Consider the following 14,893-nt stretch of genomic DNA (forward strand, 5'->3'; position numbering starts at 1 on the left):
GCGGCTCCCCGTCGTCCGACGCGCGCGGCGTCTACGGCGGGGAGGCCGCACGGAGGCGGAGGAGCAGCGCCGCCCGGCGGAGGAGCAGCGCCGCCCGGCGCAGCGCACCCCGCTCCAGCGTGCTCACCATGACCCCGTCCTCTCCTCGTGCGCCCCCAGTCTGCGGGTCGCGACATCCACGCCGCAAACCCTTTTCCGCCAAGGCTCCTACCGCGTCAGCCGGCTGTGCGCCAGGGCCAGCAGGCGGTCCGGGCGCAGCGCGTCCGACCTCCGCCACAGGGCCGGGTCCACGGCCTCGTCCAGCGTGGCGTGCCGGGTGGCGGTGAAGCCGTGGCCGGCGAGCAGCGAGGCGAGGTCGGCGGGGTCGAGGCAGGTGAGCCACGGCTCGCCGCCGTCGGCCGCCGCCTGGGCGACCGCCCGCGCGTAGCCGTTGCCGCCCTCGTCGCGCAGGTGCGGCGGCAGGACGTGGTCGAGCACGAGTTCGCTGCCCGGGGCCAGCCCCGCCAGCGCGGCGACGGTCCGGTCGACCGCTTGCCGCGTCAGGTACGTGGTCACGCCCAGCCAGCTGACGAACGCGGGTTGCGCGGGGTCGAAACCGGCGGCGGTGAGGCGGTCGAGCAGCGGGTCGCGTTCGAGGTCGGCGGGGACGTGGGTGGCGGAGGTGGGGATGCCCGCCTCGGCGAGCCTGCGGCGCTTCCACGCCTGGGTGGCGGGGTGGTCGACCTCGAAGACCCGCGGGTCCGCCGACGCCCGGCGGCAGGCGAACGTGTCGAGACCGGCCCCGAGCACCACGTACTGGCGCGCACCGGATTCCGCCAGGCGGTCCTCGGCGTACCGGCTGCGCACCACGGCCTGCGCGCGGGCACCGGCGAGGACCGGGTGGTCGCCGTGCGCGCGGTGGTAGCCGACCAGCTCGTCGGCCAGGTCGCCCAGGAGCCGGTGGGCGACGTCGTCGGTGAAGATCAGTGGCGCCCGGTCCACGACCGGGTGGGCGGCGCGGGCCGCCGCGGCCATCAACGCCGTGCGGCTGGGTTCTGCTGAATTCACGCGGTCACCTTAACAACCGCATTTCGCATCATATCACAAAAAAGAAATAAATGCAATTTTCCCGGGGTTGATCAGGTGGTGCGGTAGGTCAGGTTGGTGCCGGAGGTGGCGCGTTCGGCGGTGATCACGGTGTCGCCCACCAGCAGCGCGCGGTCGTCCACCAGGGGGACGCCGTCGTCGCCGCGGCTCAGCCGGCAGCTGAGCAGGGCCGGTGAGCCCGCCGCCAGGCCGAGCACGCCCGCCTGCCGCTCGGTCAGCGCGACCGCGCGGATCGTCTCGCTCGCCTCCCGCACCGGCGTGCCCAGCTCCTCCAGCAGCCGGTAGAGCGAGCGGTGGCGCAACTGGTCGACCTCGACCCGCGAACCCACCCCCGGCGACAGGTACGAGGTCTGCAGCAGCAGCGGCGAGCCGCCGGCGCCGCGCAGCCGCTCGACGGCCAGCACCCGCCCGCCCGCGGGCACGCCCAGCCGCGCGCGCACGTCCGCGGGCGGCTCCACCGGCTCCGCGCCCAGCACCTCGGTCTCCAGCTCGATGCCCTGCTCGACCAGCTCCTGCGCCAGGCTCCGCAACCCGGTCAGGCCGTAGGAGAACCCGGGCTGCCGGACGAACGTGCCCACCCCGTGCCGCGTCTCCAGCAGCCCGTCGGCCTCCAGCGCCCCGATCGCCTGGCGCACGGTCATCAGCGAGACGTCGAACTCCTCGACCAGCTCCCGCTGCGCGGGCAGCGGCGCGCCCGCCGGGTAGTGCCCGGTGCCGATCCGGTCGGCCAGCACCCGGTAGATGGCGAGGTACTTGGGCACCCGCGACTCCAGGCCCGCCCGCCGGACGTTCACCTCAGGGCACTCCCTCGTCCTCCCGCGGGACTCATTCCCCCGGGGAGGCCGAGGATAGCGCGGCGCGGAACCCGGCCACCGCGTCGACCACCGCCCCGACGCCCGCGCCGTCGACCAGCACGCGCATCAGCGCCGAACCGACGACCACGCCGTCCGCGTCCGCGCACGCCTGCACCGCCTGCGCAGGGGTGGACACGCCGAAACCGGTGATCACCGGCAGGTCGGTCATCGCCTTGAGGCGACGGGCGTTGGCCCGCGCGCTCGACGCCAGGTGCTCCTGCTCGCCGGTGATCCGCATCGAGCTCATGCAGTACACGAACCCCGACGACGCCCGCGCGATCTCCCGGCACCGGTCGTCGTCGCACGACGGCGCCGCCAGCAGCACCGCGTCCACCCCGACCTCCGCCGCCCGCGCCCGGTACTCCGCGGACTCCTCCAGCGGCAGGTCCGCCACGATCGCGCCGCGCACGCCGACCCCGGCCAGGTGGTCGACGAACCCGGCCACGCCGCGCCCGGGCACCAGCGTGGTGGCGATGTTCGCGTAGGTCATCACCACCAGCGGCACGCCCGCGTCGAGCCCGGCCAGCTCGTCGAGCAGCGGCCGGGGCCGCGCGCCCCGGTCCAGCGCGCGGGCCGCCGCCCGCTGCACGGTCGGCCCGTCCAGCATCGGGTCGGAGAACGGCAGCCCGACCTCGACCGCGTCCGCGCCCGCCGCCGCGACCTCCCGCACCAGCTCCACCCAGTCCGGCACGACGCCGGCCATCACGTACGGCACCAGCAGCGGCCGCCCGGCCGCCTTCAGGTGCTCGGCCACCCCGGCCACGGCAACGCTCATCGCAGGTGCTCCCGGATCTGCTGGACGTCCTTGTCGCCCCGGCCGGACAGCGTGACCAGGACCGTCGAGCCGGCCGGCAGCTCACCGGTGCCGGCGGCGTCGACCACCCACGCCAGCGCGTGCGCCGACTCCAGCGCGGGCAGGATGCCCTCCAAGCGCGTCACCAGCCGCAACGCCCGCAGCGCCTGCTCGTCGGTGACGCTGGGGTACTGCGCGCGGCCGCGCTCGGCGAGGTGCACGTGCTCGGGCCCGACGCCCGGGTAGTCCAGCCCGGCGGAGATGGAGTGCGCCTCCAGGACCTGCGACTCCTCCTGGAGGAAGTGCGAGGTGAACCCGTGCAGGACGCCGAGCACCCCCTTGTCCACGGCGCTGCCGCCCGCGGCCTCGACGCCCACCAGCCGGGCGGGCGTGCCGACGAACCCGGCGAACGTGCCCGCCGCGTTCGACCCGCCGCCGACGCACGCGACCACCACGTCCGGCACCGCGGTCGGCAGCAGTTCGGCGCACTGGGCGCGTGCCTCGTCGCCGATGACGCGCTGGAACTCGCGCACCATCCACGGGTAGGGGTGCGGGCCCATGACGGACCCCAGGCAGTAGTGCGCCTCCTCGGTCTCGTTGACCCAGGCGCGCAGCGCGGCGTTGGTGGCCTCCTTCAGGGTGCCGGCGTTCGTGGCGGAGGAGACGGGCACGACCTCCGCGCCCAGCAGCTCCATCCGGAACACGTTGAGCGCCTGGCGCCGCACGTCCTCCTCGCCCATGTAGACGGTGCAGGACAGGTCCAGCAGCGCCGCCGCGGTCGCGGTGGCCACCCCGTGCTGCCCGGCGCCGGTCTCGGCGATCAGCTTGCGCTTGCCCGTGCGGCGGGCGAGCAGCGCCTGGCCCAGCACGTTGTTGATCTTGTGCGAGCCGGTGTGCGCCAGGTCCTCGCGCTTGAGCAGCACCCGCACGCCGAGCGCCCGGGACAGCCGGGCGCACTCGGTGACCGGGGTGGGTCGACCCGCGTAGTGGGTCAGCAGCCGCCGGTACTCGGTGGTGAACGCCGGGTCGGCCCACGCCTCGCGGAAGGCCGCCTCGACCGCTTTCGCGGCGGGCATCAACGCCTCCGGCAGGAACCGCCCGCCGAACCGACCGAACCGGCCGGTGGCGTCCGGTTCGGTCATCAACGGGATCTCATCGACAGACACATCTAGAACTCTAGATGTCTTATCGCCCGCGGGCAAGTGCGCGGGCAGCGCGCCCGACCGGAGGCGGGCCCCGGTCCGGGGCGGTGTTCGTCAGCAGGCGGGTCGGAGCGCTCAACCGGGCCGGTGCACCCGCGCGACCAGCTTCCGCGGCGCCGAGACGCAGTAGCTCTCGGTCAGCAGCTCGGCCACCTCCTCCCAGTCCGAATCGCCGTCGAGCCGCAGCCCCACCACGTTCACCGCCCACGGCGGCTTGAAGAACGGGGGACCGGCGTGGCCGAGCGCGGCCAGCTCCGGCCCGGCCGACCGGAACGTCAGCACGCTCGCCGGCCCGTCGGTGCCCGCCGCCAGCGCGTAGGACCGCGGCCTGCCGTCCCGCACCTCCAGCACGTGCGCGAACGCCGTGCTGCGCACCCGCCACCGCGTGCCGCGCCACGCGTGCTCCTCGACCACCTCCGGCAGCGCCGCGCAGATCCGCCGCAGCCGCCCGACCAGCTCGTCCGGGTCCACGACGGGCACGCTACCGGCACCCACCGACAAACCCGCCGATCGCAGGGGTGCCCGAAAAGCCCGCCGGTGCTTCCATGGGGGAGAACTCCGGCGGGCGCACACCGGCGGGGTGCACCCCGCCGGGGGCCGGGACCTCCGACGAAGGAGCCTGGGATGGTTCGCTGGACGGCCAAGCTGCTCACCGCGGTGCTGGCGCTGACCGCGCTGACGGCACCCGCGCACGCCCTGCCCGCCGACACCTGCGCGGTGAAGTCCAAGCCCGCGGGCAAGGTGCTGCACGGCTACTGGGAGAACTGGGACGGCGCGCTCAACGGCGTGCACCCGCCGCTGGGCTGGATCCCGATCACCGACAGCCGCATCCGCGCGCACGGCTACAACGTGGTCAACGCCGCGTTCCCGGTCATCCGCGGCGACGGCACGGTGCTGTGGGAGGACGGGATGGACACCAACGTCAAGGTGCCGACCCCGGCGGAGATGTGCCAGGCCAAGGCGGCCGGCCTGACGATCCTGCTGTCCATCGGCGGCGCGGCCGCGGGCATCGACCTCAACTCCACCGCCGTGGCCGACCGGTTCGTCGAGACCGTGGTGCCGATCCTGCAGCGCTACAACTTCGACGGCATCGACATCGACGTCGAGACCGGCCTGGTCGGCAGCGGCCGCATCGGCACGCCGTCCACCTCGCAGGCCAACCTGATCCGCATCATCGACGGCGTGCTGGCCCGGATGCCCGCGAACTTCGGCCTGACCATGGCCCCGGAAACGGCCTACGTGACCGGCGGCAGCGTCACCTACGGCTCGATCTGGGGCGCCTACCTGCCGATCGTGAAGAAGTACGCCGACAACGGCCGCCTGTGGTGGCTCAACATGCAGTACTACAACGGCAACATGTACGGCTGCGCGGGCGACTCGTACTCGGCCGGCACCGTCCAGGGCTTCACCGCGCAGACCGACTGCCTCGACCGCGGGCTGGTCGTCCAGGGCACCACGATCCGGGTGCCGTACGACAAGCAGGTGCCGGGGCTGCCCGCCCAGCCGGGCGCGGGCGGCGGCCACCTGTCCACCGGTCAGGTCGCGCAGGCGTGGAACAACTACCGCGGCGCGCTCAAGGGCCTGATGACGTGGTCGATCAACTGGGACGGTTCGCGCGGCTGGGGCTTCGGCGACAACGTCAGGTCCCTCCAGGGCCGCTGACCCCGCCGGGACCGCGTCCCGAGCACCGCCGGTGCGGTGGGGGCCCGGCCAGGACCCCCACCGCACCGGGTGCGCCCGGAACCGGCGGGCTTCCCCGCCGGTCGGTCAGGGGCGCCCCGCACCGGCGCCCGGCCGCCGCAGCAGCGGCCGGACCAGGTGCCCGGCCAGCCACCGGACGTGCCGGGCCCCGGCGATCACGCGCCGCGGCAGCGGGTCCGCCTCCGGGACCACCGCGCCGGGCCCCGGCGGGCACACGCCGCCGGTGCGCAGCACGTCCAGCGCGAACGCGGCGACGTAGCGGTGCCCGCGGCGGTTGGGGTGGAGCAGGTCGAGGCTGAGCATGCCGCCGGCGCGCAGCGGTGCGACCGCGCGCGCGTCCAGCACCCACGTGCCGTGGCGCGCGGACACGCGCTCGACCACTTCGTTGGCCCGTGCGATCCGGTGGCGCAGCTCGACGCGCCGCCCGCGGGGCAGCGGCAGGCCGACGGTCAGGTCGTGCAGGGTCATCGTCAGCACACCGGCCCCCGCCGCGCCGACCAGGGTGGCGACCACGTGCTCGTAGTCCCGCTCGAAGGCCGCCGCGTCGAACCGGCCGGAGAGCACGTCGTTCACGCCCACCACGCAGGTCACCACGTCCGGCGCGGCCGCGACCGCCCGCTCCAGCTGGTGCCGCCGCACGTCGGCCACCGTCGCGCCCGTGCGGGCCAGGTTGGCCACCAGCTCCGGCCCGTCCGGCCCGCTGGTCAGGTAGTGCACCCACCCGCGCAGACCACCGGGGCCGGGATCGCCCACGCCTTCGCTGAGGCTGTCGCCGACCGCCACCAGGCGAACCGGAGCCACCGCACCCCACCCCCCCGAACCGGGCGACTGCCCGGTGACGCGAGGTCCCGGGTTGGTGTCGCGATGGTAGGGCGGTGTGGTCGTCGCGGCCGACACCGGGTGGGGCGCGGGGGCCGGGTCACTGGAAGCCGCGGCCGAGGACGGGCACCAGGGCCAGGGGCCGCACCTCGGCGGCGAAGGTCGACGCCCCGGCCGGGCGTTCCGGCAGCGGACGCGGTTCGGGTCGGTCGAAGGCGCCCTCGGCGAACAGGTCCTCGACGAACGCGTCGATCTTCTCGGCGGTGACCGAGGGCATGACGAACACGTGCGCGTAGTGGCGCAGTTCGCCGGAGTTCATCACCATCGGCTGGCAGGACAGCGACCACTTCTCGATGATCGCGTCGACGGGTTGGCGGAAGCGCACGGTCAGCGCCAACGGGCTGCGGTCGATGTGCAGGCCGCCCGCGGGCAGCCGGTCCTCCCAGTCCAGGCGGTCCTCCAGCTCGCGCAGCGAGCTCTCCAGGTAGCGGGTGAGGCGCAGCGCCCCCACCGCCGCGGCCGCGTGCTCGCGCAGCGACTTCGACGCCAGGTGGTTCCACAGCACCAGCGGCGACAACCCGTTGCGCGACCCGGCGAAGGTCGTGTCGGGTGACCCGGTGTAGGCCGGCGTGGAGGGCGGCTCCACCCGGAACTTGTTCCTGGTCATGAACACCCCGCACGGCCAGGGCGCGCCGGGCCACTTGTGCCCGCTCATCACCAGGGAGCTGACCACGTCGACGTCGTGGACCCGCAGCCCGAAGTCGAACTCGGGCACCCTGTCCTTGATCTCCCGCCGCAGCTGCGCGCCCAGCTCGCTGCCGCGCTCCTCGGCGGCGGCGATGCGCAGGTACGGCATGAAGCCCGCGCCCAGCGCGCCGTCGACGTGCACCCAGAAGCCCCGGCGGCGGTCGGTGCGGCCGGGTTCGAACTCGATGTCGCGCTCCAGCAGGCCGTGCTCGGCGAAGACCGGCACGAGCCGCGCGGCGATCTTCTCGACGTTGTCGTAGGCGCCCTTGAACGTGGTGCCGAAGTTGAGCAGCAGCAGGACCGGGTGCCCGCGCTCGGCGAAGAACCGGACCAGCGGCTCCAGCACGTCCACGTCGATCTCGCCGCTGCCGTCCGCGCCGCCCTTGGAGGGCACCTCCATCGGCCACTCGTCGGCGATCGGGCACTGCCCCGGGTAGTCGCGCCTGCCGATCGCCGCGAAGGTCTCGATGGCCAGCGTCCGGACCGCCTTGATCACCGAGTAGTGGGTGTCCTCGGAGTAGAACGCCACCGGCCGGTAGGCGTTGTCCGGTGCCGCCCTGCCGTCGCCGGCCGGCGGGGCGGCCTGCACGTACACCATCTGCCCGCCGCCGGGCTCGCTGATCAGCTTCCGGCCCGACAGGTAGTCGCGGGCCGTGGCCAGCGCGTACAGGTTGCCCTCGGTGGAGCCCATGGTGAGCACGTAGCCCCAGTAGCTGTCGGGGTTGTCGGCGTCGTAGGGCCACTGCGCGCGCCACAGCGAGGCGTAGTGGTCCAGCACCGCGCGCTCCACGATCTTGGTGTTGACCTTGTAGTTGCCCTGCTGGAACGGGTCGCCGACGTTGTTGAGGTGGAACTCCAGGAACCGCGCCAGGTCCTGCTGGTAGTTCGCCATGTCCTGGTTGCCCTGGAACCCGACCATGGTCTCGTGCTTGCCGACCAGGTAGGTCTCCAGCCGGTTGAGGGCCCGCTTGCGCTGCTGGGCGGTCAGCCCCTCGGCGGGGATCTCGAACTCGCCGGTCTCCAGGTCCGGGTCGCTCGGGTACGCCTGCCGCGGGTCCCCGGACGGACCGGCGACGACCGGGGCGCGCCCGTCGCCCGGCCCGGCCGAGGACAGCAGCGCGGACCAGGGCGCGTCGCGGGGGAGGTCGGGTTGCTGCTCGGTGGGGTGCACGCTCATGACGCCGCCTCTTCCGGACCCGGGCGGGGGACCGTCCGCCCGGGTCCGCCGTCACCGTGCGTCGGAGCGTCCCACCGGCATGATCCCGGCCCGTACGCAGTTTTCGCGTACTCGCCTGTTCGTGGCGGAAGTTCACCCGATGGCCGCAGGGATTCCCGACCTGGTCTCGCCACTCGTCACGAGCGATGTCCGAGAAGGGCCCGCCTCGTCGCTCATGTCGGGCGCAGCCGCCCCGGCGTGGCCAGCGCCGGGATCTCCGGGTGGTCGCGCAGCGCCGCGACCACCGCGTTCACCGCGGAGCGCTGGGTGGTGCCGCGCCGCACCACGACGGTGACGTTGCGGTGCACCGGTGTGCTCAGCTCGCGGGTGACCACGGCGTGCTCCGGGGTGACGGCCAGGGCGGGCAGCAGGGCGATCGACCGGCCCGACTCGACGTGCCGCAGCAGCATCAGGTAGTTGCCGAACCGGCACGCCACCCGGGGTTCGAACCCCGACTCGCGGCACAGCCGGGTGGTCAGCTCCGCCATGTACGACCGCGGTCGGTCGCACGCCCAGGTCTCCGCCCGGCACGCCGCGAGGTCCACCGACGTGCGGTGGGTGAGCGGGTGCCCGCGCGGCAGCACCAGCACGACCGGGTCGGCGCCCAGGGGGATCGTCTCCAGGTCCGAGCCGAGGGCGAGGCCGGCGTAGTCGGTGGTGGTGACGATGACGTCCACCTCGCCCGACCGCAGCGCGGGCCCGCTCTCGTGCGGCTCCAGCTCGATCAGTTCCAGGTGCAGGTGCGGGTGGGTGGTGGCCAGGCGCGTCGCCGCGGGCACCGCGAGGGTGTAGATCGCGCTCTGGAACACCCCGAGCCGGACGGTGCCGGCCGGTTCGTCGTTCAGGGCGCGCAACTCGGCCTCGGCCTCGGCCATCCGGTCGAGGATCTCCCGGCCCCGGCGGGCCAGCAGGAGACCGGCCTCGGTCAGCCGCACCCGCCGCCCGCTGCGCTCGAACAGCCGGCACCGGGTCTCGGTTTCGAGCAGGGCCAGTTGCTGGGACACCGTCGACGCGCTCAGGTGCAGGGTCTCGGCGACCGCGCGGACGGTGCCCAGGCTTTCGAGCAGGCTGAGCAGTCGCAGCCGGGACGAGCTGAGCACGGCCCGATTGTACGGTTTCACCGAACAAAACAGTCGGATTTGTGCGATGGACGCGCGCAGTCGACGTCCTTAACGTCGGTCCCATGCCTCCTGGGACAACCCCCGTCGACCACGAGCGCCACCTCGTGCGCTACTCCGGCCGCGCCGCGTTCTCGCCGGAGCTCGTCGCGCGTGCCGCGGGCACCTCGGTGTTCACCGAGGGCGGCCGCGAACTGCTCGACTTCACCTCCGGCCAGATGAGCGCGATCCTCGGCCACTCCCACCCGGAGATCGTCGCGACGGTCCGCGAGCAGGTCGCCTCCCTGGACCACCTGCACAGCGGGATGCTCAGCCGCCCGGTGGTCGACCTCGCCCGCCGGCTCGCCGGCACCCTGCCCGCGCCCCTGGAGAAGGTGCTGCTGCTGACCACCGGTGCCGAGGCGAACGAGGCGGCGGTGCGGATGGCGAAGCTCGTCACCGGCCGGCACGAGGTCGTCTCGTTCGCCAGGTCCTGGCACGGGATGACCCAGGCCGCCGCGAACGCCACCTACAGCGCCGGCCGTCGCGGCTACGGACCCGCGGCACCGGGCAACTTCGCCCTGCCCGTCCCGGACCGCTTCCACCCCGACGTCGTCGACGCCGGGGGCGCGCTCGACTGGCGCCGCCAACTCGACCTGGGCTTCGACCTGATCGACGCCCAGTCGGTGGGCAGCCTCGCCGCCTGCCTGGTCGAACCGATCCTCAGCTCCGGCGGTGTCGTCGAACTCCCGCCGGGCTACCTGGCCGCCCTGGCGGACAAGTGCCGGGAGCGGGACATGCTGCTGATCCTCGACGAGGCCCAGACCGGCCTGTGCCGCACCGGCGACTGGTACGCCTTCGAGCACGACGGCGTCGTCCCGGACATCCTCACCCTGTCCAAGACGCTCGGCGCCGGCCTGCCCCTGGCCGCCGTGGTGACCGGCGCGGAGATCGAGCAGCGGGCACACGACCGCGGGTTCCTGTTCTTCACCACCCACGTCAACGACCCCCTGCCGGCCGCCGTCGGCAACACCGTCCTCGACGTCCTGGTCCGCGACCGCCTCGACGAGCGCGCCCGCGAGCTCGGCGCGGCACTGCGCACCGGTCTCGACGGGATCGCCGCCCGCCACGACACCGTCGGCGACGTCCGCGGCCGCGGCCTGCTGCTGGGCGTGGAACTGGTCGGTGACCGGGTCCTCGGACCCGGTGGCGCCGACCGGCTCGGTGCCACCGTCACCCGGCGCTGCTTCGAGCTGGGGCTGCACATGAACATCGTCCAGCTACCGGGGATGGGCGGCGTCTTCCGCATCGCACCCCCGCTGACCGCGAGCGACGACGAGATCGCCCGCGGTGTGGCCGTCCTCGACCAGGCCCTCGCCGACGCGACCCGCGACCTGTGACCCCGTCCCACCGCGCACGGGGGTCGTGACCTCCGTCGTGGTGGTGCGTCAACCGCCGTGGTAGCGGCAGAACTCGACGGTGTCGCCGGTGTAGTCCGCGGTGAAGCAATCGCCCCCGTCGCCGGTCAGATCGGTGTAGACCCTGGTGTTCAGCGCGTTCTCGACGGTCAGCGTGTCGCCGTCGACGGAGTAGAGGTAACCGTTGCTGGACGGCACGGCGACACCGTTGTCCATCGGGTTGCCGACACCGACACCCCGCGGCCAGAACTGGAACACCGCGCCGCCGGTCCGCCCGTTGAACGTCCAGAACTCCTCGCCCGGTGCGGCGTAGGGCAGCTTCGCCACCCACACGCCCGGCAGGACGTCCGACCAGTCCGAGGTGGGCTCCTCGTACTCCTCCTCGTCGTAGTCCTCTTCTTCCTCCTCGTAGTCCTCCTCGACCTCCTCCTCCGGAGACGGCTCGGTGGTTGTCGTCGTGGTTTCCGTGGTGGTCGTGGTCTCCGTCGTTGTCGTCGTGGTGGTGGTCGTGGTTTCCGTGGTGGTGGTCGTCGTTTCCTGGGCCGCCGGCTCCTCGGACGTCCCGCACCCGGATAAGGTGAGGATCACGCATGTCGCGGCGATCAATGGCCTCATGACCCCCGGATCGGGGGCGTTCCCTCGTTCGTTAGCTGTCAACGCGGTAACGAATCGACGCACCCCGTCGGAGGATCAGCGCCCCACCGAGTCGACCATGAACTTCAGCCCACGGGGTTCCAGCCGTCGGAGCCCGCCAGGTACCTCTGCGGTGTGTACGTCGCGGCCTGCGAGGACGACAACTGCGGCCGGTTGGCGTTCACGCCCGCCCCCGAGCCGGTGTTGGCGTACTCGGAGAACCGCGCGGACCGCCACGTCGTGGACCCCATGTCCGTCCACGGCTGCGCGGTGCGGACGTGCGCGCCCAGCGAGGACTCGCGGATGACCACCTGGGCCTGGTTCGCCGTGCCGTTCGGGCTCCACGGGCGACCCAGGTACACCGTGCCGGACGGGGCGTTGGACGTGAACCTGCTCCGGTGGAACAGGAACCCGTACGGGTTGTCGCGGTCCGTCGCGGCCGCCGTGACGTAGCCGTTGTTGCTCGACGAGCCGCGCGACAGCGAGTGGATCGTGCAGTTGTCGAACACCATCGTGCCGAGGCCGAAGATGAAGTCGACGTCGCCCTCCACGTAGGAGTCGCGGAAGTACTGCCGGTGGCGCGAGGTGTAGGACGGGCCCCACGACAGCAGGGTGTCCTGGTTGCCCAGCACGCGCACGTTGTCGTACACCTGCCGGTCGCCGTTGGCCGCCAGCGCCACCGCCTGCTCCGAGGACGCGCCGGTCTCGGCGAAGTCGTTCTTCACGGTCAGCGCCCGCACCGCGGTGTTGGGCGCGTTGACCGTGAGCGTCGCCGACGTCAGCGTGCTGCCGGTGTCCTTGGCCGCCTTGTTCATCACGACCACCACGTCGGCGGGGTTGCCGGTCGCGCCCCGGACGACCAGGCCGGACTTGGCCGCGGGGACGGTCACGGTCTCCCGGTAGGTGCCGCGGGCGACGGTGATGGTCGAGCCCGCGGGCACCGCGTTCACCGCCGCCTGGAGCGTGCGGTAGTCGCCGCTGCCGTCGGCCGCCACGGTCACCGCCGCGGCGTGCGCGGTGGCCGTGGACAGCCCCAGCACCAGTGCCGCCACCGGGACGGCCGCGAGGACCCTCACGTGGTCACCGAGTAGCTGTTGGACACGAAGTCCAGGCCGCCCGCCGACGAGGTGATCTCGAAGCCGAACTGCACCTCGCCCACCGTCACGTCGCCGTACCAGCCGCGCGAGCCGATCCACCTCAGCACCGCCAGCACGTCGACCGTGCCGGCGTTGGTGTTGCCGGTGCGCAGGAACGAGAACACCTCGTTGGCGCCGTTCGAGCCGCGGTACACGTCCCAGGTGTGGCCGCCGACCGACACGGTGGCCTGCCTCGACCCGATCGGCCCGACCGCGCCCTGCTTGTTGACCCAGATCATGATCTCGTAGGCGTTGTTGTTCGCCCAGATGTCGTAGGACGTGGCGTAGGAGCCCGAGCCGGGCCGGCTGACGTTGAACGAGCTGGACAGCCTGCCCAGCGCGCTGAGCTTCCTGTTGATCGCCTTGGCCGAGTGCGGGTACGACTTCACCCCGCCGGTGTTGGGGTGGTCGGCCCACACGCCCCAGTTGCTGTAGGAGTTCGCCCAGATCGTCTGCGGTCCGACGCCGCTGCCCCACACGTCGTTGCGGACGGTGTAGCCGCCGTTGGACCACGTCCCCCACTTGTCGGTCGACGACCAGGCGGCCGCCTGCGCCACCCCGGTCGTGCCGACCAGGCTCAACACCACGACGGCCGCCGCTGCGGCAGACCGGATCCTGTTGCCCATGGCTCTGCTTTCCCGGGCCTCGTCGCCCAAGTAATCGCGCCCGAGCCGGGCGCGCCGGTCGGTCGCTGAATTGCCGGTTCGGTGTCGGCGGTACCGGGGAGTGTCGCAGTCGGGCCGGGCGGTGGTCAACCCGGCGCCAATTGATACGGACATTCTTCGGAAATGTTCGCGCATTCGATGAATTCGATTCGCGCATTCGACTGCGTTCGTCGGTCGCGGCGTGCCTCCGCTATGGCGGGAATGCCGCCCGGGGATGTCGCGGAATTGGTCACGAACTGGTCGTGACCGGCTCGTGCCGGACGGGGAAGTTCACCGAGTTGGCGATGAAGCACGCGTCGTGCGCCTGCTCGTGCAGCGCCGCGACCTGCTCGACCGCGGCCGGGTCGGCGACGGTCACCTCCGGCCGCAGCACGACCTCGGTGAACCGGCCGCTGTTGCCCGGCTCCTCCCGCATGACACCGCTGGCGGCGTCGACGTAGTCGGTCACCGCGATGCCGGCCCGCGCGCACAGCGACAGGAAGGTGAGCATGTGGCACTCGGACAGGGCGGCGACCAGCAGCTCCTCCGGGTTCCACCGCTCGGGCGCGCCGCGGAACGCGGGGTCGGCGCTGCCCTTCAGCACCGGCTTGCCCTCGACGACCACGTCGTGGTCCCGCGAGTAGTCGCGGTAGCCGGCCCCGGTGTCGCCGCGCCAGCGCACCGTGACCCGGTAGTCGTGCTGCTTGCTCACGTTTCTCCCCCTTGTTCGGCGAGGACGGACATCGTGGCCAGGACGTGTTCACGCGCGTGGGCGGCGGCCCGCTCCGGGTCGCCGTTGGTGACGGCTTCGATCAGCCGCCGGTGCTCGTCGTCCACCAGGGCGGGCCGGACCGGCGCGGTCAGCGAGGCCCGCGTGGAGACGGTGATCTGGTCCCAGATCCGGTCCAGCACCTCCGACGCCGCGGGGTTGTCCGCGAGCGCGGCGACGTACTGGTGGAACGCCCGGTTGTGCCGGGCGCCCGCGACCAGGTCGCCCCGCCGGGTGGCCTGATCGGCCAGGTCGGCGTGCTCGACGAGCCGGGCGACGCTCGCCGGGGACAGCTCGCCGTCCCGCTGCCGACGCGCGGCCAACTCCGCGGTCAACGCCTCCAGGGAGGCGCGCACGAGGTAGGCGTCCCGCAGCGCCTTGGCGTCCAGCTCGACCACCGTCACGCCGCGCCGCGCGGCCCGCACCAGGCCGTCGCCCTCCAGCCGCCGCAACGCCTCCCGGACCGGCGTGCGGCTGACGCCGAGCCGTTCGCACAGCTCCAGCTCGGTGACCGGCCGCCCGGCGGGGTACGTGCCGAGCACGATCAGGCTGCGGACCGCATCGTAGACGTCCATTGCATGCAATGTATACAAAGAATACGTCGAGCGGAAGGCGACTTGCCGAGCCGGGCGGGCACGGCGGCGGCAGCTCGGCCGTGCCTGAACTCCGCGCGGGGCACCGGGCCGCTTGCGGTCCCTCCCGATCGATCGCCGTGCGAAAGCCGGCGGTCGGCGGTCGGGAGGGACCGGGGCCGGGCGGTGCGGGTCAGCCGCGCCAC

Annotated in this window: 15 protein-coding genes; 2 read left to right on the forward strand and 13 right to left on the reverse strand. The window is 73.1% G+C overall.

Going from position 1 to position 14,893, the window contains the following annotated elements; all coding sequences use genetic code 11:
• Positions 1-207: 207 nt before the first annotated feature.
• The 5 genes from EKG83_RS20315 to EKG83_RS20335 all read right to left on the reverse strand — a co-directional run bounded on the left by EKG83_RS20315 (position 208) and on the right by EKG83_RS20335 (position 4,406).
• Positions 208-1,047: a class I SAM-dependent methyltransferase gene (locus EKG83_RS20315; RefSeq protein WP_228122718.1), complete on the reverse strand. Its 840-nt coding sequence runs from the start codon at positions 1,045-1,047 to the stop codon at positions 208-210.
• A gap of 71 nt (positions 1,048-1,118) precedes the next feature.
• Positions 1,119-1,880: a GntR family transcriptional regulator gene (locus EKG83_RS20320; RefSeq protein WP_033431688.1), complete on the reverse strand. Its 762-nt coding sequence runs from the start codon at positions 1,878-1,880 to the stop codon at positions 1,119-1,121.
• Between the two features lie 31 nt (positions 1,881-1,911).
• The gene (trpA, locus tag EKG83_RS20325; RefSeq protein WP_033431689.1) at positions 1,912-2,715 is read right to left on the reverse strand and encodes a tryptophan synthase subunit alpha; all 804 of its coding nucleotides are present in this window, start codon (positions 2,713-2,715) and stop codon (positions 1,912-1,914) included.
• Positions 2,712-3,875, reverse strand: coding sequence for a tryptophan synthase subunit beta (gene trpB, locus EKG83_RS20330; RefSeq protein ID WP_033431690.1), 1,164 nt, complete (start codon positions 3,873-3,875; stop codon positions 2,712-2,714). Before trpB ends, trpA begins: the two co-directional genes overlap by 4 nt.
• A gap of 135 nt (positions 3,876-4,010) precedes the next feature.
• Positions 4,011-4,406 (reverse strand): MmcQ/YjbR family DNA-binding protein, encoded by a 396-nt coding sequence (locus EKG83_RS20335; RefSeq protein WP_228122720.1) that lies wholly within the window; start codon positions 4,404-4,406, stop codon positions 4,011-4,013.
• A gap of 153 nt (positions 4,407-4,559) precedes the next feature.
• Between EKG83_RS20335 and EKG83_RS20340 the strand changes: the two genes are divergently transcribed.
• Positions 4,560-5,597: a chitinase gene (locus EKG83_RS20340; RefSeq protein ID WP_033431692.1), complete on the forward strand. Its 1,038-nt coding sequence runs from the start codon at positions 4,560-4,562 to the stop codon at positions 5,595-5,597.
• A gap of 105 nt (positions 5,598-5,702) precedes the next feature.
• Here EKG83_RS20340 and EKG83_RS20345 read toward each other — a convergent pair whose 3' ends face one another.
• The 3 genes from EKG83_RS20345 to EKG83_RS20355 form a co-directional block, all read right to left on the reverse strand.
• Positions 5,703-6,437 (reverse strand): SGNH/GDSL hydrolase family protein, encoded by a 735-nt coding sequence (locus tag EKG83_RS20345; RefSeq protein ID WP_153278247.1) that lies wholly within the window; start codon positions 6,435-6,437, stop codon positions 5,703-5,705.
• Positions 6,438-6,555: 118 nt separating this feature from the next.
• Positions 6,556-8,379 carry a PLP-dependent aminotransferase family protein gene (locus EKG83_RS20350; protein WP_051766021.1) on the reverse strand — a complete coding sequence of 608 codons (1,824 nt, stop codon included), beginning with the start codon at positions 8,377-8,379 and terminating at the stop codon, positions 6,556-6,558.
• A 212-nt stretch (positions 8,380-8,591) separates the two neighbouring features.
• Positions 8,592-9,518, reverse strand: a complete 927-nt coding sequence (locus EKG83_RS20355) for a LysR family transcriptional regulator (RefSeq protein WP_033431693.1) — start codon at positions 9,516-9,518, stop codon at positions 8,592-8,594.
• A gap of 83 nt (positions 9,519-9,601) precedes the next feature.
• Here EKG83_RS20355 and EKG83_RS20360 point away from each other — a divergent pair, with 83 nt between their 5' ends.
• Positions 9,602-10,915 carry an aspartate aminotransferase family protein gene (locus EKG83_RS20360; protein ID WP_033431694.1) on the forward strand — a complete coding sequence of 438 codons (1,314 nt, stop codon included), beginning with the start codon at positions 9,602-9,604 and terminating at the stop codon, positions 10,913-10,915.
• A 48-nt stretch (positions 10,916-10,963) separates the two neighbouring features.
• Here the strand turns inward: EKG83_RS20360 and EKG83_RS46965 are convergent, their stop codons facing one another.
• The 5 genes from EKG83_RS46965 to EKG83_RS20385 form a co-directional block, all read right to left on the reverse strand.
• On the reverse strand, positions 10,964-11,548 hold the full coding sequence (locus EKG83_RS46965) for a hypothetical protein (RefSeq protein WP_407690768.1): 585 nt from the start codon (positions 11,546-11,548) through the stop codon (positions 10,964-10,966).
• A gap of 104 nt (positions 11,549-11,652) precedes the next feature.
• On the reverse strand, positions 11,653-12,642 hold the full coding sequence (locus EKG83_RS20370) for a pectinesterase family protein (RefSeq protein ID WP_051766023.1): 990 nt from the start codon (positions 12,640-12,642) through the stop codon (positions 11,653-11,655).
• Positions 12,639-13,328: a glycoside hydrolase family 12 protein gene (locus EKG83_RS20375; RefSeq protein WP_033431696.1), complete on the reverse strand. Its 690-nt coding sequence runs from the start codon at positions 13,326-13,328 to the stop codon at positions 12,639-12,641. The genes EKG83_RS20370 and EKG83_RS20375 overlap by 4 nt, the downstream gene beginning before the upstream one ends.
• Positions 13,329-13,596: 268 nt before the next feature.
• A complete protein-coding gene (locus EKG83_RS20380) occupies positions 13,597-14,058 on the reverse strand; it encodes an OsmC family protein (protein WP_033431697.1) in 462 nt (153 codons plus the stop codon).
• Positions 14,055-14,690 (reverse strand): GntR family transcriptional regulator, encoded by a 636-nt coding sequence (locus EKG83_RS20385; protein WP_033431698.1) that lies wholly within the window; start codon positions 14,688-14,690, stop codon positions 14,055-14,057. The genes EKG83_RS20380 and EKG83_RS20385 overlap by 4 nt, the downstream gene beginning before the upstream one ends.
• Positions 14,691-14,893 lie beyond the last annotated feature (203 nt).

This window comes from Saccharothrix syringae (assembly GCF_009498035.1).
GTDB lineage: Bacteria > Actinomycetota > Actinomycetes > Mycobacteriales > Pseudonocardiaceae > Actinosynnema > Actinosynnema syringae.